The sequence below is a fragment of the Paenibacillus sp. J22P90 genome, assembly GCF_059692195.1.
On sequence record NZ_JCAUAY010000010.1, the window covers coordinates 164,338 to 186,485 of the forward strand.

A 22,148-nucleotide genomic window follows, 5' to 3' on the forward strand; every position below is an offset into this window, starting at 1 on the left:
AGGTGTAGTCGCTATGTACAAGACAGAATATTCCTTACGCTACCTTAGAAGGGCACTACCGATCTATTTCATGTTGCTCCCGGGCGTTCTATTCTTTGTGATCTTCAAGTATGTGCCGATGTTCGGCATTTCGATCGCCTTTCAGGAATACAATCCGTTTCAAGGCTTTTGGAAGAGTGATTGGGTAGGATTCGAGCATTTTCAAAGGCTGTTTGAAGAGCAACAATTTTTCTTACTGCTTAAAAATACGCTGTTTCTCAATTTGCTCGACATTTTCGTCTTTTTTCCCGCCCCGATCCTGTTTGCTGTCTTGCTGAACGAAGTTCGGCTCAAGTGGTTCAAGCAATCCGTGCAGACGATCGTCTATGCTCCGCACTTTCTGTCATGGGTTGTGATTGTGGGCATGACGGTGTTATTGTTTGCCACGCAGAAGGGCAGTATCAATCAACAGCTTGCTGCTTGGGGCTTCGAACGAATCGAATTAATGACGGATCCAGTCTACTTTCGCTTGGTATGGGTTCTTCAAAATATTTGGCACGGTGTAGGCTGGAGCGCCATTATTTTTCTGGCGGCGCTCGCAGCTGTCAATCCTACGCTATATGAGGCCGCAGTGGTCGATGGGGCCGGCCGATTACGGCAAATCTGGCATATTACGCTACCCGCACTTCGCAATGTTATTGTCATCGTATTCATCATTCGTCTAGGGAACTTTATGGATATCGGATTCGAGCATATTTACTTATTGCAAAACCCGCTCAATCTTAGCGTGTCGGACGTTTTTGACACCTACGTGTACCGTAACGGGATCGTTAAGGGAGAATTTAGTTTTTCGGCAGCTGTCGGGCTTTTCAAGTCAATTGTTGGCCTTATGATGGTAATTGGAGCGAATACGATCGCTAAAAAAATGGGACAGGAAGGGGTGTATTGACAGATGAACAAGACGGTCTCTAAGTCGGAGCGATATGTAGATGTAATCGTTTATGCTCTGTTGATCCTCGTAACGGCTGCGATCCTTCTTCCACTTCTCTATGTGATCACCGCTTCGTTTGCGCCGGAAGAAGAGTATCTGACTCGCGGATTCTTTCTTTTTCCCCATAAGTGGACATGGGAAGGCTATCAGTATTTGCTTACGCATCCGGGTTTTATCAACGCCTTTAAAAGTGCACTGATCATCAGCATCTTCGGTACGCTTATCAATATTGTACTGACAACACTGATGGCCTATGGACTTTCCAAGGTTTGGCTGAAAGAACGCTCAATCATTAGCTTCATGGTGTTATTTACGATGCTGTTCACTGGCGGAATGATCCCGACCTACATGGTGGTCAAAGGGCTTGGGCTATTAGACAGCTATTGGGCGCTGTGGCTGACAAGTGCGATTGCGCCGTTCCATATGATCGTAATGCGCAGCTTTTTTCGATCCGTTCCGGACGAAGTGTTAGAGTCTTCGAATATGGATGGCTGTGGGGAATGGCGAACTCTCTGGAGTATCGTTCTCCCCCTGTCGCTTCCGGCTATTGCGACCTTCACATTATTTTATCTCGTTCACAACTGGAATACGTACTTTAATGCGATTCTCTATCTGAACGATGCAACCAAATGGCCGTTGCAGGTATACTTGCGCCAAATGCTGATCGATGATGCATCGAGCACTGCGGCTTCAATCGAACAAAGCGTCAATTATACGCCTGCGGCCAAAATGGCGGCTATTCTGCTGACGGCACTGCCCCTGCTCATTATCTATCCGTTCCTGCAAAAATATTTCAACAAAGGCATGCTGATCGGTTCGGTTAAAGGGTAGGAGCATCACGTAGGCTAGCTAGTTTCCGGGAGGTAGTTATATTGAAAAAAGCAAGACCGAACATCCTGATCTTTATGACCGATCAAGAGCAGGCGCAGGTAGCCATGCCTGGGCATCCATGTCGGACGCCCCACTTGGATCAGCTCGCTGCGGAGGGCGTTCAGTTTACGCAAGCTTATCCGCCCATGGCACACTGTTGTCCAGCGCGAGCATCGTTCATGACGGGGTTATATCCGTCCCAGCACGGTATATACAACAATAATATGAACGACCAAGCGATCCGGCGCTCGCTCCACCCTGGGGTAGAGACGTTCTCCGAGAAATTAAAGGAGTCTGGGTACGGCTTATATTACAGCGGAAAATGGCATGTATCTGCCACCGAAAACCCGAAGGACCGAGGTTGGGAGGAGCTTCAGGTTAGCGCTGGCGTAGGTACTTATATGGGAATAAGTCGTGACCGATTTCACGCGGATCGTGAGAAGTATCTAGCTGAAAGTAAGGTGGAACGCCGTCGTGGCGAACTCCTTCGTCCTGGCTGGGGAAACAAGCAGCTGTATGGCGCGACGGATAAAGCCTATGAGGACCTGAAGGATTATCAGGTCGTCCGCAGTGGCATCGAGAAGCTAGATCAGCTCAAGGACAGCCAAGAGCCTTGGTGTGTCTACATTGGGGTGAATGGGCCTCATGATCCGTTCATCATTCCAGAGCCTTATGCCAGCATGTACGACCCTAAGGACGTTCCGCTCCCTCCCAATTATCATGATGATCTGAAGGATAAACCGGGTGTATATCGAAAGATGCGCAACATTTTCGACCAGCTTAGCGAAGATGAGGTGAAGGAATCAATCGCGCATTACTGGGGCTATTGCTCGATGATGGACGATATGTTCGGCGAAGTGCTGCAAGCGCTGGAGCGAAATGGTCAGAAGGAGGATACGCTGATTGTATTTCTCTCCGATCATGGAGAACATGCTGGAGCGCATGGCTTATACTGCAAGGGAATCAGTATGTTTGATGAAGGCTACCGGATCCCGCTTGTAGTCAGCTGGCCTAACAGCATTCCAAATCCGGGACGCCAAGTTGAGGCGTTTGTTACACTAATGGACATCGCTCCAACACTTCTGGAAGCCGCCGGAGCGCCGGTGTTGAACAGATGCGCAGGTCAAAGCTTGATACCCTTTATGTTAAATAAGCAGCCGGACAATTGGCGCGATAGCCAGTATGCCCAGTGCAATGGTGTTGAAGTGTACTATACGAGTCGGATGGTGAGGACGAAGGATTATAAATTCGTTTATCATGCAACGGATATCAACGAATTGTACGATTTGAAGACAGACCCACATGAGCTTAACAATGTGATCGATCGGCCGGATATGCAGGACGTTGTCAGACAAATGTATGGCAAGATGTGGAAGCATGCCTATGAGAGTGAAGATACCATTTTCAATCAATATGTCACCGTAGCTACGGCTGAGTTTGGTCCAGGACTATTTGGAGATTGACTTTATAAATATTGATGTTAGGAAGAGGTAGATGCTCCGTTGGAACGGCAACAAAATAATCAACCGAATGTTATCGTGTTTTTTACAGATCAACAGCGCTGGGATACGACAGGCATTCACGGAAATCCGCTGGGGCTTACGCCGAATTTAGATCGTTTTGCTCACAGTGGCACCCACATGGAAAATGCCTTCACCTGCCAGCCTTTGTGCGGTCCAGCCCGCTCTTCCTTACAAACCGGATTGTATCCTACAGTGACTGGATGTTACCGGAACAAAAATCCGCTGCCCTCTGATGTGAGAACGATGGCTCATTATTTTAACGATGCAGGTTATAAGACCGGATATATCGGCAAGTGGCATTTGGCTGATGAGAATCCGGTCCCCGCATCGAAACGTGGCGGATACCAGTATTGGCTAGGTGCGAATGCACTGGAACTGAGCTCTGAGCCATATAACACCATACTTTGGGATGATGAGAACCGCCGTGTCAAGCTGCCAGGCTACCGTGTGGATGCCTTGACCGATGCGGCCGTTCGTTTCGTCGATGAGCATCAGAATGAGCCCTTCTTTCTGTTTCTTTCGTTTCTTGAGCCGCATCATCAAAACCGGGTCGACGATTATGTGGCGCCGGATGGTTATCGCGAACGCTTTCAATCGCGGTATGTGCCCCCGGACTTGGCTGCGCTCGGAGGCACGGCCCATCAGCATCTCGGAGGCTATTACGGAATGGTGAAACGGCTTGACGAGAACTTCGGAAGGCTCCTGGATGTGTTGAAAAGTCTGAATATTCATAAAAATACAATTGTCCTGTTCACTTCCGATCATGCGTGTCACTTCAAAACCAGAAATGCGCTCTATAAGCAATCATGCCACGAAAGCTCCATTCGTGTGCCGATGGCTGTTGGGGGCCCAGGCTTTGAGCGGGGGGGCCGACTGCCGGAGTTAATAAGCTTGATCGATTTGCCGCCAACGTTGCTTGATGCGGCGGGGATACAAGTTCCCGAGAACATGCAAGGGCGATCGCTGATGCCGCTGCTGCGCAGGGAGAAGATGGAGTGGCCAGACGACCTTTACGTTCAAATTAGCGGCGTTCAACTGGGTCGGGCGGTTCGTACGCAGCGTTGGAAGTATGCTGTCAGCGCGCCGGGTCAGGATGGCACTGAAGTCCCGGGATCAGACAGGTACATAGAGGAGTTCCTGTATGATTTGGAATCCGATCCGTATGAGCTGACCAACTTGATTGGATTCGAGTCACATCGTGCGGTAGCGGAGCGGATGCGCGAGCGATTGCTTCGAAGGATGGCTGAGGCTGGGGAAGAAGAAGCTGAAATTATACCTGCGGTTACGAAGGGAAGCGGTCAGCGTCGGGTACTGTCCGAAGAAGTTGAAGTTTGATCTGAAAGCCTAATACGATTATTGGGGGAGTAGCTAATGGTTGATCGGGTATATTCCAGTCAGATTGCGTCTTTTACATGGAGAAAGCAGGTTCGTTTGTTGATCGGAATGTTGTGCGCTATGGTGTTTTTCATCACCGGCATCGCAAGCGCTCAAGCTGCAAATTCATTTGGTCCCAGTGGTTATGATGGAGGCGGATTCCATAATGTTATTGCTGTAGATCCTTTCGACAGCGGCTTGGTGTTAGCCGGGGCAGATGCCGGGGGCATTCAGCGTTCTACCGATTCAGGGACGACGTGGAGTCCCTCCAACGCCGGCTTAACGAATAAAGCGCACTTAGTCATTGCTTCGATCGTATTTTCCAAAGTTACCCCGAATAAAGTGTATATCGGCGTAGGTAAGAGCGGAAGCTTGCCGGAGGGAGCCTTATATGTCTCGACAGATGGTGGGCAGACCTGGAGTTTACGTGGGGGATCCAGCTCCCCTATGTTTTCCGGTGGAAACAACAAAGATATAGGCAGTCTCCCCGTACCGCATCCCCGATCCACTGGAACATTGATTGCTCTGGATGAAACGACCGGAGCCCAGCGTGTTTATGCGGGAACCTTCGACCAAGGGATTAAGAGGTCTAGTGACGATGGACTAACCTGGACAACGATCGGACTTGCAGGCAAATATATACGAAGCATCGCGCTCGATCCTGCCAATGTAGAGACCCTATATGCGGCAGTTTATGGAGAAGGCGTTTATAAGACAACGAATGCCAAAAGCACGACTCCGACTTGGAGCTTGATCGCTAGCGGAGATAGCAATCCAACTCCTCAAAGGATCGAGGAGCTGAAATTTATCGGAAGCACGCTCTACGCCGTTGGGACGAACAACTCCGGGAATGCGGCGACGTTCTATAAGCTGATTTCAGGGGCATGGATTCAGCGATGGTCCGCTGCCGGAGAAGCCGTCTATCATGCGATGAACGGGTACAGAGCTTCTACAGAAGATGTCATCTATATCGGAGCTGTCTGGGAGCCTTCACAGGACGTTGTCGACACCAGCATGTACGAAAGTGTACTGAAATCAACGGATAGTGGCCTTACGTTTACCCCTGTCACCACGACAGCAAGTAACATTGATTATTCGGTTGGCGGTGCTGGAGGGTCGACTTGGTGGCTAAGCCAGCATAGTAGTGAAGTGATGACCATGCTGGGGAAAAAGCGGAGCAAAGTATCCGGACTTGCAATCGATCCAAGCCATACCAATGTGATTTATACGGCAGGGGTGCAAGGGGTATGGAAATCGGCAAATAGCGGAGGGAACTGGTATCCGTACAGTCGTAATCTGAACGTCACCTTTAATCGAGCTATTGCTGCAGATCCGAATGGAGCCGGCAGAGTCTACTCGACAGATGCGGACTGGACGTTCGTCTATTCCGCGGATCGGATGAGCCATGTGAATATGAATAAGGCCGCTGTCGATAATGGGCTGGCTATTGCCTTGGATACGGCGACTTCACCTTCCGTTGTCTATACGTCCATTGGCGACCAGCAAACGAACGCAGACGGCGAGATTTATTCGAATCCCGACCCTACCAATCCCTCGAATGTCTGGACAGCAGAAGGCTTGCTAGCACAAACCGGGGGCAAGCGACCTCTGGCCATCGCCGTGAACCGCATTAGCGGATCCCCGGTTATTATAGCGGCTGTACAAGAGGGCGGCATCTGGCGCAAAGCATCAGGTACATGGACGCAGGTGGCGCAGTCATCCTCCGTGATGGGGGCGCAAACGACAAAGACTGCTACGCTTTCTTGGGTGAAAGGCACGAGCATGGTCTATTTGTATGATCGTCATACGGGCATATGGCGCTCCAGTGATTCGGGCGTTACCTGGACGAAGATCTGGGCCAAAACAGCCACAACAGTCGAGGACATGAGAGGCTTTGTCGCAGCGGATCCAACGTTATCCTCTCGTATTTATGTTTCTGCTTACGATGGCTTGTATCGACTTGATAACGCTAATACCGGAACGGTTGAAGGCGGACAGATTGGTGTGACCACTTTGTCGGTAACCGATCCGGCAGCGATTACTGTCGATGCTAACGGAGCGCTGTACGTCACGAGCATTGCTGGAGCGAGCGGGGCTGGACGCTTGTATAAGTCTACCAATCAAGGAGCGACGCTTACCGAGATTTCAGATACGTATTACCGAGCGAATGGCGGCTTCCCGCTTGACATTTCCGTAGCTCCAGACGGTTATATCTATGTTGCTACCTTCGGGCAAGGGGTTGTCGTCGGGAAAGTGATTGATACAACGGCGCCAAGTACACCAGCGAGTCTAGCGGCAACAGCCGCGTCCACGAGCCAAATCAATCTAGCTTGGATAGCATCAACCGATAATGTAGCAGTAGCCGGTTATAAGGTTTACAGGAACGGCACAGAAGTGGGTTCGGCAACTAGTACGTCTTATAGCGATACAGGGCTGGCAGCAGGAACCACCTATACGTACACCGTCAAAGCATTCGATCCAGCAGGTAATCTGTCTTCAGCAAGCAATACAGCCAGTGCAACCACCTCTTCGGTGACGATTTTACTAAGTGATGACTTCGAGGATGGCAATGCAAATGGCTGGTCTGTTAACGGAGGCACATGGAGTGTTGTAACGGACGGCAGTACGAAGTCTTACTATAATTCGGACAGCAGTGCTACCGGACGATCTTATGCGGGTGCAAGCACGTGGACGAATTATTCGGTTACGGCCAAGTTCAAGGTTAGTGCTTGGGATACAACGAATTCCAAGGTAGGATTGATGGCTAGATATATCGATAATAGCAACAGCTATATTTTGTTTTACAACAAGGCGAACAATAATGTGATTATTAGAAAGCGAGTAGGCGGTGTGAATACGACCCTCGATTCGGCTTTGGTATCTGCGCTTTCGACTGGCGTATATCATACATTTACGTTGGAAGTCAGTGGCAGTACAATCAACGCGTATCTGAACGGCGTTTTGGTCGCCAGCGGGACAGACAGCAGTTTGACAAGCGGTTATCCTGGTCTGTACTTAGAGTTTCAAAAAACTTATTTTAACGATGTTGTCGTGTCACAGTAATGTTGTGATCGACAATAGAAAGGGAATAAAGGATGAATATTTCCAAAAATAAATTGGCACAGCGTACAGCTACCCCGCCTATGGGCTGGAACAGCTATGACAGCTATGGCTGCTCCGCATCGGAGAGAACACTGCTGCCTAATCTTGAAATGATGGCTGAACGGTTAAAGCCGTTCGGTTACGAGTATTTCGTTGTGGATAATGGGTGGTTTGCGGAATACGATCTTGAACCGGGCCAGATGTATCCACGAGTAAAGCACGCCATGGACACCCGATTGGACGAATACGGAAGATATATCCCGTCCGCTTGCTATTTTCCTAATGGACTTCAGTCTATTATCGACCGTACGCATGAGCTGGGGCTCAAATTCGGCATTCATTTCATGAGAGGTATTTCCCGCAAGGCTGTAGAGCTGAATACCCCGATTCTGGGTACCTCTTACCGAGCGCGTGATATCGCCAACACCTCTGATACGTGCAAGTGGTGCCACTATAACTATGGCGTCGATACAACGAAGCCGGGGGCGCAGGCTTTCTACCAGTCAGTCGTCGATCAGTTTGCCGAATGGGGTGTCGATTTTATCAAAGCTGACGATATCACGGGTCATCCCCGTGAAATCGAAGCTTTGCTGCTTGCTATCGAACGGTGCGGTAGGCCCATGCTGCTCAGCCTGTCCCCTGGAGGGCAGACGGTCATGGAGCAAATGGACGTGTACCAAGGGGCTAATCTGGTCCGTACGACACGTGACGTATGGGATAACCGCAAGGATTTAGAGCAGGCGTTCGTCGCTTGGGAGAAGTATAGCAGTGTGCGTGTGCCGGGTTTTTGGCTGGATCTAGATATGATCCCTTTCGGACATCTGCAAATATGGAATCCGCGCAGCAACCGAGGGGCCGAAGCCGACGATGGAAACGAAGAGCTTAGCGGGAAAGGATTCGAACGGATGTCAGGCCTGTCCCGGGAGCAAAAATACACCTTTATCACGGTGCGAGCGCTGGCTGCATCCCCGTTATTCATGGGAGGGGATCTGCCGACCTCGGATGAGTTTTCGTTCGAGTTAATTACGAATCGGGACATGATTGCATGTAATCAGAACGGGATCATGGGAAGCTTGATTCATCGGGAGAACGGGATCGATATTTGGATAACACCGCACAAAGATTTAAACGCCGCAGGGTGGCTTGGGATTTTCAACCGAATGGCAGTACCGAAGAAGTTACGAATTCCAATCACACGGTTAGGATTGAGCGAGCGACATCTGGATGGAGCCGGCATTTCCGATATCTGGAATGAGTTTCCGTATGCCATAAACAAGGGTGTATTGGAAGTAACTCTGCCGGCTGACGGCGTGTTATTCTTGAAATATGAATAATGGCAATCACTTCTGACAAATTAAACAAATATTGAACTATAACGAGGAGCTGCTTTTAAGCAGCTCTTTTTTGATTCCATTAAAGTAAAGTGCAGGATAGTTGAGCAAAAGCGTTGGAATTAAGTGTTTATTGTTGAGTTATAGTACCAAAATGGAACAAACTTTCTCGCTTGCCACTTTTATCATAGGTGTAATGGGTATATACAACCATTCTATTAAGATCAATAATTTGGCTAACTGTATAGGCTTCTTCCAACCAATACATAAAGTAAATACAAGGGGCTATCTCCACGTAATTAAATTGATAGTAACCTTTGTGACCTGTATGTTGCCCAGCAACTCCTTCATCATGTCGATGGGTGGGGTCGAAGAAATGAATGATAAAGACATTGCCATCTACATAGTCATATCTATAGGTCTTTCCAGCGTAAACAGGAATTTGATGACAATGTTGTACATAATAAAAATTGGGATAATGCATACAATACTCCTCCTTTTATGAGCAGTATATGCAAAAACTAGGCGTATGCTCTAATGTCAGCTTTTTTTGTCCCTCTCAATTGAACCACCTCTTTAACTACGAGGGTGGTTCTTTTTGTTTGAGGTAAAGCATCAAAAGCTGCGGTATTCTCGTGAGCACCGGACAAACGTACTTTTTTTTCTTGTCCACATTTATACCTTACCAAAACGAATCATTTGCATTTAATAAACTATATCAAATAAAAGGGAGGTTTTGAGAATGGGAAATAGAGGACCTGGGGGTTATGACCCCGTTCAGATTACTAACTCCACTACGTTTAATGCGTTTGGGAGAGTTGAATATGCATCCATCTTTTGTAGTGACGATAATTATAGTGTTCAGCGTGATCAGACTTGGAGAGCTTCTAGCCGTGGAGTCTGTCTGTTGACTAGAATCTCCGCAACGGTTATAACGCCGAGTGGAAATATTGAAGCGGAGCCTTACACTTCTTCCGGCACTTCTTACAGCCAGTTTGCCATTATACAGATAGGGGTAAATCGGTTCCAAGTGACGCGCGTTGTAAGTGCCAAAAGACGTAAGTAAAATCATGAAAAGACGACTGGCCAAAGATCATAGGCGAGTCGTCTATTTTTTTGCTTAATGTTTCTTATACCATAATATTCTGCGATGCATCGAGGAATCTTTTAAGAGCCTGAAAGGGCGTAAATCCGGTTTATAATTGCCTTCGATAATCCAAATCCGACGTTTCCTGTCGATGCCTATATCGAACCCGACTTGTCTGAGCTTGGGGTAACGCGCTCCCAGTCGTTTGGCAGCCAATAGTGCGATCCGTTCCGCTTTGACGAGCAAGCTCCGATCTCTGATTCGGGCTAATTGTAGCGCCTCAAGCACTGGAATGGTACGGCTAGTCACATTCGTGACTAGATATCCTTGCGCCGCCACTTTCGCATATGAGCCTGTCACCTTCCAAGTGGATGAAGAGCCTTTTTTGCGCTGAGTCATTATCCGAATGTCGAACGGCTTGTGCCCAATTTGAGCAAGCTGCAGACGCCTTTGTACAATAAATCCACGACCTCTGTTATTTTTACGGAGCCATTTGAGTAACTTATCGGTGTCTCGCATGGTGACCGCGTTATTTTCGTTTTGAATCCGATAGGCGTTAGCACCGTTCCGTTTAATGAACACGATATTCCTACCATAACTCCCGTCACGAGGCTTTAGTACGACACGTTGATATTGAAGCAGCATTTTCGATAAAGCGTTCTTCTTAAGCAACTTTGTTTTTGGCAACCGTCGGGAGAGAGAGGTCCCATTGCGAAGGATGCGATACTGCAACCATTTGTCTCTTTTGATCAACACTGGAATCACAGCCTTTTTCAATCTTCTGCGGTAATTCGTGCATTACGTACACTAAAGCTTTATGGAGATCAGTACCGAATCAAGACAGCTCAAAAGTAAGATTATAGCGCTTTCCATTAGATAAGCTGACAACAAATAATGGACCGTACTCGCCGATAGTGGCAGAAACTATATGCTTTGAATTGACGTTCTTAACCAACTGCAGTAACTCAGCCTGTTTTCCTGTTCTCACGAGCCGGATGAACCGTGCTGCAAATATGCGATCGTTGGCAAGTTTACGCAGCAGCTGTAGCATGATTAGGCTAACTCTACGGATATCCTCGGATTGTATATTTAGTAGCTGGCCCGGGCTAAAAATACCAGTGTTTAAATAAACCTGCGACTTTTGTGTGGTTCTAAGACTATAGCTTACGCTGAAACCGGCTCCAATAGAGGCCTCTGCGCTTGGCAGAACCTGCTGGATCAATCTTGTGGTTCGGGTTAAATCAAATTTCTTCATGGCGCCTATCAGTCGCATCGCATACAGGCGGTCGTTTGCTATGCGTTCATAAAGAGGTAATATACGACGGGATATGCTGCGAAGTCTTTTTACGGTAATTGGGAGAGTCTGAAGAGTGTCCATTTGTCTTTTTGCGCCAGCTTTTTTGTTATGCTGCATTCGATTTGCCCTCCTTGATTAGAATCATTACAACAAAATATGAGATTCTTAACCATAAGGTTTGGACATTGAATAATTTACAGTGCAAACCTCCAACCAGCAGGAAAATTTAATTAAAATCATTCTTTTACTCACAGCAAACAATTGCTTTCGAATAGAATTGGATTATATTACCTTTGGAGTGTGATCGAAGAATACTATGCATAAAGAGATTAAAAAGCTTTTCAATCAAGATATATTGAGACAAGCTGCAGAACGTTATGGTATACGGGAAGATTCCATGATTGAATTAAAAGGTGATCTTTGTCATAGAAAATACCTTTATTTATCGATTTGAGACAAGCCAGGGTGTTATCCGCGCTGTATAGAAGCAGAGATTTTAATGCTCCTGATTGGAGTGAGTGGGATGAACAAGCTCGACGCTTCTGCTATTCTAACTTACTAAAGAACACACCCTATATTGATATAGACTTTTCGCGTATATAAGCCGAAACATACATAGCTTTCAAAGAACGCCTTTGTTGAAATCATTTCAACGAAGGCGTTTTTATTATCTGCAGAAAATGATAATGAAATAACAGCTAATGATTACTTTTTGCTTGTCTAGTCAACAAATCAAGGTCATAAGCAAAGGAACCAACAGAATGAATATCGACGGAAACGGAGTACGCTCTTTAAGATGAGGTTGTGACGGCACAAGGAAAAGGACAGGTGAAAACATGAATTATCATTTGAACGACTTTGCATTCGATTTGCGTGCCAGTGTGGCTCCAGCTAATCATATTTGGGTCTGCAGCGGATTCAGTACAGTTGCCCCAATAGAGGGGACGGTTGCCGGCGTCAGAGGCTTATTCTCGCCACCGTTTGCCGCGCAAGATGTTGAAGTGCTGCTTGATTTGACCGCGGATGGACATCGCGTGAGTGATACAGGAAACCGCGGGAAAGGGGATTGCGGTCTATTGTACGCAGGAGCCGAATGGCGGCCGGATCGTATCGAACGGACAGGAACTTACCATTACTTCGTGGAGGAACACTTGATTTCGCTCTCTGTACAAAGCTCACTGGTTCCGCTTGCGGATCGTGCTGGATTTGTACTAGCGGTACGGGTAGTCAATCGGACGGAGCGCAGCATGGAGCTTAACATCCTTCCGAGGGTTTCGCCGGGACGTCCAGGTATCCAAGCTCTGAACGATTGGGATTTCGGCCATCCATCTATGGGAGAACAGATGCAAGAAGTCGGTGGAGGCATATGGGAGAACGATGAAGTTAGGGTTACGTTTTTGCAAGAGGAGACAGAACCCGCGCTAGTAGCACCTGGGCAAGAGGCGGTTTACCGAGTGGCTATCCTGCTGACGAAGGTTGGAGAATCGGTATACATGGATGAAACCCTAGCGAGATGGGAACGGCGAACGTATGACGTCTGGGAGAATCGAATTCAGCGCAATTGCGCGTCTGTCCCTCGTTTGACCAGTGACATTCCCGGTCTTGAAGAGTACTATCGGCGCTCGCTTGTCAGCGGTCTGATCTGTCTATGGGAGCATCCCGACTTTACGATGCAGCCCTTTCCAGTCGTAGCAGGGATGGAAGGCGCCGGCATTTGCTGTTATCCGTGGGATACTGGAGGTTATGCAGCGCGGATGCTAGGACTGATGTTGGGAAGTGAAAAAGTGATCGAGCTGGCCCACATGATGGCGCGAAGCGGCATTGAGCGGCATTCGAGATTCGCTCCTAGCGGTCTGGGTAAGGATGTTCCGTATTCGTACAGTCTATGGTCCTTCTTCAATTTAGTTTGGTGCAATCTGACACAGTACGGCGAAGGATTGGAATTGTACGATTTGATGAAACATTTACTGCTTCATGATGAAGAAAGGCTGCCAGCCTGGGGCGAATTGCTGGATTACGGCAAGCAGCACAATCTACTCGAAATGAGGAGCGCTGCCCATGAGCATGTCGTATCCAGCCCCAACGCCGAAAGAGCGTGGTGCTATGATCGATTAGCCGATATGGCAGAGCGTCTTGGACATGACGAATCCGGAACATGGCGTGATAAAGCCAGCCGCATCCGCACTGCCATTCGTGATCACCTATGGGATCCAGAGAACGGATGGTTTCTATGCAAATACCCGAACGGGCACGTTGAGCGGGTGTACACGATTCAGGCATTTGACACATTAAGAATGGGTGTTTGCAACACAGATATGGCAGAGGCTCTACTGACACATTTAAAAGACGGAGCTTTTCTTGGACCTTACGGTGTGAGCAGTATATCCGCTGAAGATTCACTGCATTATGAATTGAACGATCCCGATTGGTCCGGTGGAGGCAGCTATACAGGTGAGAGTCCGACGCTCGCGCTTACTTTGTGGGAACAGGGTCAGCCAGCACTAGCCTGGGATGTCTTGAAGCGTTTGTTCTGGATGGGCAAGCATCTGCCGTATTTTCCTCAGGAGCACTATAGCGACCGGCCTGCCGTTCCGAGCCATAAGCGGGGCAATATCATAGCAGGTCTCACAGGCACCGAAGCACTGGTATTTGGTATGGCGGGCATCAAACCGAAGCTGGATGGCACGCTGGAGATATTTCCGCAGCCACCTCATGAAGGAAGTGTGTCGATTTCCGGATATCAATATCGCGACCAACAGATTGACGTCCATATGAAGCCGAACCATTGCACGATTGTTTGTAATGGAAAGACCGTATATAGTGGCGCTCCTTCCTCCTATATCATTTAGCGAAAAAGATAGCAGATGACAATGGCACGGAAGAAAATGATTATCGCTTAGAAACATACAACGAAATGAATATCGACGGAAACAACATGAGGCCATTAACATAAATGTAGCAAACGATTGTTGGAGGATGTGATTGACCTATGAATAGAACAACAGTCCAGAGAAAACGTTGGCTGAACCCGGCGACCTCAGTGGATGCCTCGCGCAAACCTGGATATCTGAAGCAGCTATTGCGGGATATCAATAAAGAAAAGCTGCTGTACTGCATGCTGATTCCAGGTCTTTTATTTTTCGTCTTGTTCAAGTACTTGCCGATGCTTGGTGTGGTTATCGCATTTCAGGATTATCAACCTTTTGCCGGGATCTTAAAAAGCCATTGGGTCGGCCTGCAGCACTTTCAGCGTTTTTTCACGAATCCAGATTTTTGGAAGCTTTTTAGAAATACACTTGTGCTTGCTGTTTATAATCTGCTCTTTTTCTTTCCGCTGCCGATCATTTTAGCTTTAATGCTGAATGAGGTTCGAAAGGAGTTTTTCAAAAGGTTCGTGCAAACCATCATTTATATCCCCCACTTTATATCATGGGTCGTCGTGGCAGGGCTGACGTACACCCTGTTTACAACGGAGGGCGGCATTGTTAATGAAGCCCTCGCTTCCTTAGGCTGGGACAAAATTAATTTCTTATTAAGTAAAGATTGGTTCCGATCTATGATTACTTCGCAGGTTATCTGGAAGGAAACCGGTTGGGGAACGATTATTTTCTTAGCGGCACTCTCCGGAGTCGATCAGCAGCTTTATGAAGCTGCGCGAATGGATGGAGCTAACAGGTGGCATCAGCTGTGGCATATTACTTTACCAGCTATCCAAACGACGATTGTGCTGTTGCTTATTTTAAGACTGGGCAGTTTCTTGGACACCGGATTCGAGCAAATTTTCCTCATGTTGAATTCCGGAAACCGGGAAGTAGCTGAAGTGTTTGATACGTACGTTTATACGTCCGGTCTGGTCAATGCGCAATTCAGTTACAGTACGGCTGTGGGATTGTTTAAATCTCTCGTAAGCCTAATTCTGGTCGTTTCTGCAAATGCAATGGCTAAGAAATACGGTGAGGAAGGGGTTTATTAGCATGAGAGATCGTACAATGAGCAGCAAAGCGTTTGACGCAATCAATTATTTCATGCTTTTTATCGTTGCGGTAATTACGGTTCTCCCGTTCATTTATGTCGTATCCGGTTCGCTCGTAGCGTCGGAGGAGCTGCTTATCAAGAAGGTTGTGCTATTCCCTACGAAGATTTCACTAGATGCCTACAAATTTATTTTTTCTACCAAAATCATTTACACAAGCTTATTAATCACCATATTCATTTCTGTTGTGGGAACCTTAATCAATTTGCTGCTTACCACGCTGATGGCCTATCCACTAGCACGTAAAAATTTGCGCGGTCGGGGTAAATTCATGTTACTGATCGTCATCACCATGCTCTTCAGCGGAGGTTTGATCCCCACGTACTTGGTAGTCAAAAGCTTTGGATTACTGGATACATATTGGTCCCTGTGGATCCCTTCCGCGATCAGTGCGTTCAATCTGATTTTGTTGAAAAACTTTTTCCAGCAGCTGCCCGAGGGTTTGGAAGAATCAGCGAAAATGGACGGCTGCAATGATTTGCAAATTTTATACAAAATCGTGGTTCCATTATCCTTACCGGCTATGGCTACGTTCGCGCTGTTTTATGCGGTGGGGCACTGGAATTCCTATTTTACGGCCATTATGTACATTAATGATGCGAAAATGTGGCCCATTCAAGTGTGGCTGCGGCAAATCGTCCTTCTGTCGGCAGGCGGTTTTACGGATGCGAGTGCAGCATCGGAAATTGCAGCTCCACCTCAGAGCATCAAGTACGCAGTTATCGTCGTAGCGGCTGTCCCGATATTGCTCTTATACCCATTCCTGCAGAAACATTTCGCCAAGGGAGTTTTGCTAGGTTCGGTTAAAGGTTAGACGGTCAAGTCTGGTAAGGTCGTCTTTCTTTCTATACAATAAAATTAAATAACGGAGGGTTTGTATGCGAAAAACATTGAAAACAGGGTTAGCGGTTACTTGCACGACAGTTATGATGGCGTCTCTATTAGCGGCTTGCGGAGGGGGAGATTCCGTGAGTGACGGTGCGAAGAGTACCCCTGGGAGTACTAGCGCTGCTGCTCAGAAACAAATTAAATTCAGCATGATGTCTCCTTTCTATGGACAGCAGCCACCGGCGACAGATGATACCAATGCTGCTTTCAAGGCCATTCAGGAGCAGACAAATAGCAAGCTGGAAATAACGTTCGTCCCTGGTTCATCCTATAATGATAAGCTGAATGTGACAATCGCCTCAGGCAAACTTCCACAAGCGATGGTCGTATTGGATACCAAGAACTCGGCAATTATTAATGCTGTCCGTTCCGGCGCTTTCTGGGAGATTGGCCCGTACCTTAAAGATTTTCCGAAAATCAAGAAATACTGGAATGACAAGATCGCCAACAATATTTCCGTAGATGGTAAAATATATGGACTCTACCGTGACCGTCCATTTGCTAGAAAAGGTATCATTTTCCGCCAAGACTGGCTCGATAACCTAGGTCTGCAACAGCCGAAAACGGTGGACGATTTGTATAACGTTGCGAAAGCATTTACATTGAACGATCCGGATAAGAACGGCAAGAATGATACGTACGGTCTAACTTTGACGGATGATAATTTGATTACCGACGCGAGTCTTGTCCTTGTTACTGCTTTAGGCGGTTTTAATCAGTGGGGCGTGCAGGACGGCAAGGTGATACCTGATTTTATGACCAAAGAATACATGGATTCGCTTAAGTTGCTTAAAAAAATGTATGATGAGAAGCTGATTAATCAGGACTTCGGCGCCATCAAAGGAACTAAACTTCACGAAAACATTAACTCAGGCAAAGCCGGTATTTATCTGGCAAGTATTGATGACGCACCTAATAAGCATGCTGATCTGTACAAATTAAATCCAAAGGCTAAGATGGATTTCGTCATCGGGCTGCAAGGGCCGAAGGGAGTTAAGCTGCCAGCGAATTCAGGTTATTCCGGCGTATTCATGTTCCCTAAATCCAGTGTGAAGACGGAAGAGGAATTGAAAGAAATACTAACTTACTTTGAGAAGAATCTACAGGACGATGTGTTGAAAACGTTTGCGTGGGGTGTAGAAGGCGTTCATTATAAAACAGAGAACGGTAATCCCGTATTCACCAACGAGCAGTTGTATAAAGACCAGGTTGGTGATCTGGGGCAGCTTCGCATAGCACCTTCAACCTTGGCTTGGCCGACAGAACCGGATATGGGGAAAAAGGTGAAGAAGCTATATGAAGAAGGGGTAGCTAATGCCGTGCCAAGTGTCATCGAGCCGTTTCTCTCTCCGACCAAAACCCAACTGGGCGCGGAGCTGGATAAGCTGATCAACGATGCTCGTGTTCGTTTCATCATGGGAGAGATCGATGAGGCTGGCTTTAACAAGATTACGGAAGAATGGCTCAAAAAAGGCGGCGATAAAATCATAGAAGAATTTACTGCCGAACAGAAAAAGGCTCAACAAAAATAATTATTTTGAAAAGCGGCGTTTTTCCCCGTGTAGTTCTGGGGAAAGGCGCCGCAATTATTGACATTTTCGTGTAATTACTGATAAATGTAAAGAACCGATGTAATGAAGTCATGGTTAGTCCAAGAACAGTGGGGGCTTGTTTATGAAATTACGTGCGTCTACTTTTTTATCCAAGCTCATATGGTTTACGCTGCTGCTCGCGACGATTCCAGTCATGATACTGGGAGCTTTTTCCTATTATCAGGCATCCGACGCTGTACAAACCAAGGTCTATGAGAGCAATCAGCACATGCTGAAACAGACAGAATCACAAATTGAACAACTGCTGAGACTCATTGATTACTCGGCTATTCAATATATGAATCAACCAGTAGTGATTGATGCTCTTAAGGGAGAATTAGCCGGTACGGACGGATACGTTCAGAAGGTGAAGAGTCTGCTCGAATCGATGAGTAAGCTGCAAAGCAATGAGCTCGGTACAATGGGCATGGAACTCATAAGCATCACCAACAAATGGTCCATTAACGATACGGGCTTGTCCATGCTGGAAACGAAGGCTGTTGAAAGCTATGCGGGATGGGTGAAAGATCCTAGAACGTCGTTTTGGTCTACAAGTCCAACCGGAATGAAACTCATCAAGAAAATTCCGGCTTATTCCCCCACCCCGTCGGGGCTGCTAATCATGACGATTCCGATTTATGAAGTCAATAATTTAATTAGCAAGGATACTGCTATGGGCAACGTTTTGCTGCTGGACGATCAGCAGGTTGTCTTCGCTGGCAATGCCGTTAATCTGATTGGCAAACAGTTTCAAGAACTAGCGATTGGCTTGAATGAGTCCATACCTGCTGCGGAGCAGGGCTTCTACACAACCCGTTCGGAGCGGGAACGAGTCGGGATTAGTTACCGAAAGTCCAATTATAACGGTTGGATGTATTTATCGGTGGTATCCATCGATGAGCTGAATAAGGAGTCGCAGGGGATAGGATGGTTCACCCTCTATATTTGTCTTGGCATTTTATTGATAGCTCTTCTGGTTTCTTATTTAGGTTCAAGGAAGATGTATAAACCGATCCGGAAGTTGTATGAAGTCGTGCGCAATTCACCCGAAACCGGCGGCATGGATACGGCAACCGATGAATTTGAATTTATTAATGAGCGTTTTCGAGGATTGATGCAAAGGGAGTCAAGTTTGCTGCAGGAGGTTCTGGGACAGTCCCATCAAATGAGGGAGTACTTTGTTTTCAAACTTTTCCAAAGCGATATGGCGAGGACAGAGGCGCAGGATAAGTTGGAGGCTTTCGGGCATCCGACGGCGTGGAACAGCATGTGTGTCATGACGATTCAAATCGATTCGTTATCCCATACACGTTTTGAAGAACAGGATCAGGATTTACTATTGTTCGCTATCAACAATATCGTTTCTGAACTCATCCTGCATGAGCAGAGGCTGCCACCAGTCGTTATGGGGGACTCGCAGGTTACTTTGCTAGGAGGGGCTGAAACGGATCCCAAGCTGTTCAAGAATCTTCTAGACACGGCCGCACATCAAATTATGCAAATGATCAAACTTTACCTGGAGCTAAAAGTGAGCATTGGCTTCAGCCATGTGTTTACCGACATTAAGCAAATCCGTCATGCCTATGGTGAATCGTTGCAAGCTTTGAAGTACCGGATGAACCTAGGGGAAGAATCGATCCTATTCATTGAGGATGTACAACCAGAGAAGAGCATGCAGTTGAGTTATCCAGATACCATAGAACGGCAGCTGCTTGATGCCTTGAAGCTTGCAGACCGGGAACAGTCTACGCGCTATCTTCATCAATTCATAACAGCGCTTGCTGTCGATGAGCGAACACATGAAGAATATTTCATGTCCTTCGTCCGTCTGCTAGTACAAATGCTTCAGGCTGTTAAGGATGCAGGCGTATTGCCTAAACGGTTATACCCCGATGAACAAACCTTGTTTATACAATTGTTTCAATTGAAAACAGTGAGTGAGGTTGAACGGTGGTTTCTGGATGTGGTGATGCTTCCGTTCTTAATTCACTTGGAACACAAGCTAGATGAGCAGTATCAGAGCATTTCCAGTCAAATTATTTATATGATAGAAACCGGCTTCGATACCGATCTGTCACTAGAGGTGTGCGCCCGCCGCATGAATTACAGCCCGAATTACTTGACCAAAGTGTTCCGCAAGGAAACGGGTGTTAACTTCAGTGATTACTTATCGGAGTATCGGATGAACATGGCCAAACGATGGCTGTTAGAAACGGATATGAAAATATCCGAGATCGCGGAGAAGCTGAAGTATAATACACCTGCCAATTTCATTCGGTATTTCCGTAAGTTAGAGGGAACTACGCCAGGGCAGTACCGTGAGAAGAATTTAAATAAATAGCGGAAAAGAGGCCAAGGAAGTAATCTTCCCTGGCCCTTTACTATTCTTATTGATACCAAGCAGCAGCTAAATTATTAGTAAAATTCGAGTCGTTAAAAGGAACATTGGCATCTACGAAACTCGTTGTATTTAATGCAGTTCTTGCCGCAGCAGTTAAGTCGTCCCAACCGATTAATGGTTGATATCCACCGGCTGTAGTCGTGATATATAAGGCATGGTTAAGCGGCCAAACGCTCTTATATTCAATCTTTGGATGAGTTCCATTTGTGTTTGTTGCACTCTTAGCTACATTTAACCAGTCACCGTGCTGAGAATAGGAAATGGACTGAATTTGCGGAGAAGCAGCTGCTGGATTATCGATCCAAACTACAGCACCTTCCCAGTCATGTCTATGGCCTAATCCTGAGGATGGTGAATCTTTAGGTTGATACCAAGAGTACATAATTGCCCATACGCCATTGTACCATCCTGAACGTGCATATACTTGACCCGTACTGGAACTGCAATTTCCATTAGCTGCTCCACTAGGTGCTAAACCTCCATTTGTATTCCCTGCTGCATCTACTGCTGGGAAAGGCACACATCCCGTAGTAACCTTCAAAGTTGGTTGAAAAAGCTTAGCCGCTATTTGAGTCGTCGTGGTAGGCGTCACTTCGGCAAATCCTACTACTGCGTTATGAGCTAAGACAGCTGCACTAGCTGCTGGAACAATGTTGAGAGATGCTATCAGTGTTAATGCTAGTGTAAGTGCTTTCATTTTCTTGTTCATGTAATCTTTACCTCCATTTGATTGTAAGATGGAAATACATAAATGAATATCAATGTAGTAAAACAAAACTTTTTTAATCCTCGAATCAAAAAGCTCACTTCATAACCTCATTGAAATATTTGCGTATTTCATTATGTTTTCGCTTCATTCACCTCCTCAAATTCGTGTCGAGGGACAAGGTTTCGCGCGCAGCGCGAACTTTTTATTTAAAGATATATGTTCTTGTCTTTAGCGGAACAAGAACATATATCGTTTCCCTAGATGGCAAAGTGCTCTCTGATTTTAACTAACTCTTGGTTGACACGCTGTGGAATCTCGTTCATAAGCTCAGGCCACGTCACGAAAAGCGAATCGTCGTCCCAAGCATATTCGATAAATTCCATCGTTGGTCGAAACCGAAGTGTCTGCAAATAACGTTCCACTAATTGGTTCGTTTCCTCATCTGCAGTCATTTGGTTTCGCAGCATGTCAGGGACTAATAGACCTCCTCGACCCGCTGTCTCATAGGTGCACGTATCTAAATTCGGGACGAGCTCAAGCATCGTGAGAAGTGGGGAAAAAGCGTGTTTTCCAGGCTGGGAGTACAGCTTGACCTGGGTTGGCTTGTCTTCAGCTATATTGCTTCGATCCTTAAGCAGCCCTTTAAAAAATTTGCCATGGAAGCTGCATTCACAATTGATAACACTGCCGTCACGCCCTACATAAATCCATACATGTTCCAGCTCGTACAAGTGCTCAATATCATAATCCCAGTAGATGGCATATTCAATGACCTTTTCAATCCTAGCATCTGACTCAAAGCTGATCATACGACGAAAGGAAGGAGATTGACCGTCCTGATCAAATATCGTTACCCCAACACGAACAGGGAAAAATGGCTCCAAACGATCAAATAACAGCTGTGGCGCATATTTTTTGACAAGTGCTAGATCGAGATCTATTTGCTGACTTTGCAAATTGCTTCCTCCTCT

General features: G+C 46.7%; 17 protein-coding genes. 12 read left to right on the forward strand and 5 right to left on the reverse strand.

What is annotated here, in order from left to right:
- The first annotated feature begins 13 nt into the window (after positions 1-13).
- The 6 genes from AC58UX_RS27195 to AC58UX_RS27220 are packed head-to-tail and all read left to right on the forward strand — an operon-like array spanning position 14 to position 9,173.
- A complete protein-coding gene (locus AC58UX_RS27195) occupies positions 14-928 on the forward strand; it encodes an ABC transporter permease (RefSeq protein WP_497258580.1) in 915 nt (304 codons plus the stop codon).
- 3 nt (positions 929-931) lie between these two features.
- Positions 932-1,801 carry a carbohydrate ABC transporter permease gene (locus tag AC58UX_RS27200; RefSeq protein WP_497258582.1) on the forward strand — a complete coding sequence of 290 codons (870 nt, stop codon included), beginning with the start codon at positions 932-934 and terminating at the stop codon, positions 1,799-1,801.
- Between the two features lie 41 nt (positions 1,802-1,842).
- On the forward strand, positions 1,843-3,303 hold the full coding sequence (locus AC58UX_RS27205; protein ID WP_497258584.1) for a sulfatase family protein: 1,461 nt from the start codon (positions 1,843-1,845) through the stop codon (positions 3,301-3,303).
- Positions 3,304-3,342: 39 nt separating this feature from the next.
- Positions 3,343-4,698, forward strand: coding sequence for a sulfatase family protein (locus AC58UX_RS27210; protein WP_497258586.1), 1,356 nt, complete (start codon positions 3,343-3,345; stop codon positions 4,696-4,698).
- A 36-nt stretch (positions 4,699-4,734) separates the two neighbouring features.
- Positions 4,735-7,800 (forward strand): 3-keto-alpha-glucoside-1,2-lyase-like domain-containing protein, encoded by a 3,066-nt coding sequence (locus AC58UX_RS27215; RefSeq protein WP_497258588.1) that lies wholly within the window; start codon positions 4,735-4,737, stop codon positions 7,798-7,800.
- Positions 7,801-7,832: 32 nt separating this feature from the next.
- On the forward strand, positions 7,833-9,173 hold the full coding sequence (locus AC58UX_RS27220) for an alpha-amylase family protein (protein ID WP_497258590.1): 1,341 nt from the start codon (positions 7,833-7,835) through the stop codon (positions 9,171-9,173).
- Between the two features lie 127 nt (positions 9,174-9,300).
- Here AC58UX_RS27220 and AC58UX_RS27225 read toward each other — a convergent pair whose 3' ends face one another.
- Positions 9,301-9,654: a MoaF-related domain-containing protein gene (locus tag AC58UX_RS27225; protein WP_497258592.1), complete on the reverse strand. Its 354-nt coding sequence runs from the start codon at positions 9,652-9,654 to the stop codon at positions 9,301-9,303.
- 258 nt (positions 9,655-9,912) lie between these two features.
- Between AC58UX_RS27225 and AC58UX_RS27230 the strand changes: the two genes are divergently transcribed.
- Positions 9,913-10,236, forward strand: coding sequence for a hypothetical protein (locus tag AC58UX_RS27230; RefSeq protein ID WP_497258594.1), 324 nt, complete (start codon positions 9,913-9,915; stop codon positions 10,234-10,236).
- Between the two features lie 54 nt (positions 10,237-10,290).
- Here AC58UX_RS27230 and AC58UX_RS27235 read toward each other — a convergent pair whose 3' ends face one another.
- Positions 10,291-11,013 carry a YheC/YheD family protein gene (locus AC58UX_RS27235; protein ID WP_497258596.1) on the reverse strand — a complete coding sequence of 241 codons (723 nt, stop codon included), beginning with the start codon at positions 11,011-11,013 and terminating at the stop codon, positions 10,291-10,293.
- Positions 11,014-11,092: 79 nt separating this feature from the next.
- The gene (locus AC58UX_RS27240) at positions 11,093-11,671 is read right to left on the reverse strand and encodes a hypothetical protein (RefSeq protein WP_497258598.1); all 579 of its coding nucleotides are present in this window, start codon (positions 11,669-11,671) and stop codon (positions 11,093-11,095) included.
- Between the two features lie 719 nt (positions 11,672-12,390).
- Between AC58UX_RS27240 and AC58UX_RS27245 the strand changes: the two genes are divergently transcribed.
- The 5 genes from AC58UX_RS27245 (at position 12,391) to AC58UX_RS27265 (ending at position 20,408) form a co-directional block, all read left to right on the forward strand.
- Entirely contained in the window at positions 12,391-14,403 is a 2,013-nt protein-coding gene (locus tag AC58UX_RS27245; protein WP_497258600.1) for an MGH1-like glycoside hydrolase domain-containing protein, read from the forward strand.
- Between the two features lie 266 nt (positions 14,404-14,669).
- Complete coding sequence (locus tag AC58UX_RS27250; protein ID WP_497258670.1) at positions 14,670-15,527, forward strand: ABC transporter permease; 858 nt, start codon at positions 14,670-14,672, stop codon at positions 15,525-15,527.
- 1 nt (position 15,528) lies between these two features.
- Entirely contained in the window at positions 15,529-16,401 is an 873-nt protein-coding gene (locus AC58UX_RS27255) for a carbohydrate ABC transporter permease (RefSeq protein ID WP_497258602.1), read from the forward strand.
- A gap of 64 nt (positions 16,402-16,465) precedes the next feature.
- Entirely contained in the window at positions 16,466-18,007 is a 1,542-nt protein-coding gene (locus AC58UX_RS27260; RefSeq protein WP_497258604.1) for an extracellular solute-binding protein, read from the forward strand.
- A 142-nt stretch (positions 18,008-18,149) separates the two neighbouring features.
- The gene (locus AC58UX_RS27265; RefSeq protein ID WP_497258606.1) at positions 18,150-20,408 is read left to right on the forward strand and encodes a helix-turn-helix domain-containing protein; all 2,259 of its coding nucleotides are present in this window, start codon (positions 18,150-18,152) and stop codon (positions 20,406-20,408) included.
- 46 nt (positions 20,409-20,454) lie between these two features.
- Here the strand turns inward: AC58UX_RS27265 and AC58UX_RS27270 are convergent, their stop codons facing one another.
- On the reverse strand, positions 20,455-21,177 hold the full coding sequence (locus tag AC58UX_RS27270; RefSeq protein WP_497258608.1) for an NPP1 family protein: 723 nt from the start codon (positions 21,175-21,177) through the stop codon (positions 20,455-20,457).
- A gap of 257 nt (positions 21,178-21,434) precedes the next feature.
- Complete coding sequence (locus AC58UX_RS27275) at positions 21,435-22,133, reverse strand: hypothetical protein (RefSeq protein ID WP_497258610.1); 699 nt, start codon at positions 22,131-22,133, stop codon at positions 21,435-21,437.
- Positions 22,134-22,148: the final 15 nt, after the last annotated feature.

What these genes read in the sequence shown, in the direction of transcription:
- AC58UX_RS27260 (WP_497258604.1), top strand. Translation starts at nt 16,466, where the DNA reads ATGCGAAAAACATTGAAAACAGGGTTAGCGGTTACTTGCACGACAGTT.
- AC58UX_RS27215 (WP_497258588.1), top strand. Translation starts at nt 4,735, where the DNA reads ATGGTTGATCGGGTATATTCCAGTCAGATTGCGTCTTTTACATGGAGA.
- AC58UX_RS27220 (WP_497258590.1), top strand. Translation starts at nt 7,833, where the DNA reads ATGAATATTTCCAAAAATAAATTGGCACAGCGTACAGCTACCCCGCCT.
- AC58UX_RS27270 (WP_497258608.1), bottom strand. Translation starts at nt 21,177, where the DNA reads ATGAACAAGAAAATGAAAGCACTTACACTAGCATTAACACTGATAGCA.
- AC58UX_RS27225 (WP_497258592.1), bottom strand. Translation starts at nt 9,654, where the DNA reads ATGCATTATCCCAATTTTTATTATGTACAACATTGTCATCAAATTCCT.
- AC58UX_RS27245 (WP_497258600.1), top strand. Translation starts at nt 12,391, where the DNA reads ATGAATTATCATTTGAACGACTTTGCATTCGATTTGCGTGCCAGTGTG.
- AC58UX_RS27240 (WP_497258598.1), bottom strand. Translation starts at nt 11,671, where the DNA reads ATGCAGCATAACAAAAAAGCTGGCGCAAAAAGACAAATGGACACTCTT.
- AC58UX_RS27195 (WP_497258580.1), top strand. Translation starts at nt 14, where the DNA reads ATGTACAAGACAGAATATTCCTTACGCTACCTTAGAAGGGCACTACCG.
- AC58UX_RS27255 (WP_497258602.1), top strand. Translation starts at nt 15,529, where the DNA reads ATGAGAGATCGTACAATGAGCAGCAAAGCGTTTGACGCAATCAATTAT.
- AC58UX_RS27250 (WP_497258670.1), top strand. Translation starts at nt 14,670, where the DNA reads ATGCTGATTCCAGGTCTTTTATTTTTCGTCTTGTTCAAGTACTTGCCG.
- AC58UX_RS27230 (WP_497258594.1), top strand. Translation starts at nt 9,913, where the DNA reads ATGGGAAATAGAGGACCTGGGGGTTATGACCCCGTTCAGATTACTAAC.
- AC58UX_RS27200 (WP_497258582.1), top strand. Translation starts at nt 932, where the DNA reads ATGAACAAGACGGTCTCTAAGTCGGAGCGATATGTAGATGTAATCGTT.
- AC58UX_RS27265 (WP_497258606.1), top strand. Translation starts at nt 18,150, where the DNA reads ATGAAATTACGTGCGTCTACTTTTTTATCCAAGCTCATATGGTTTACG.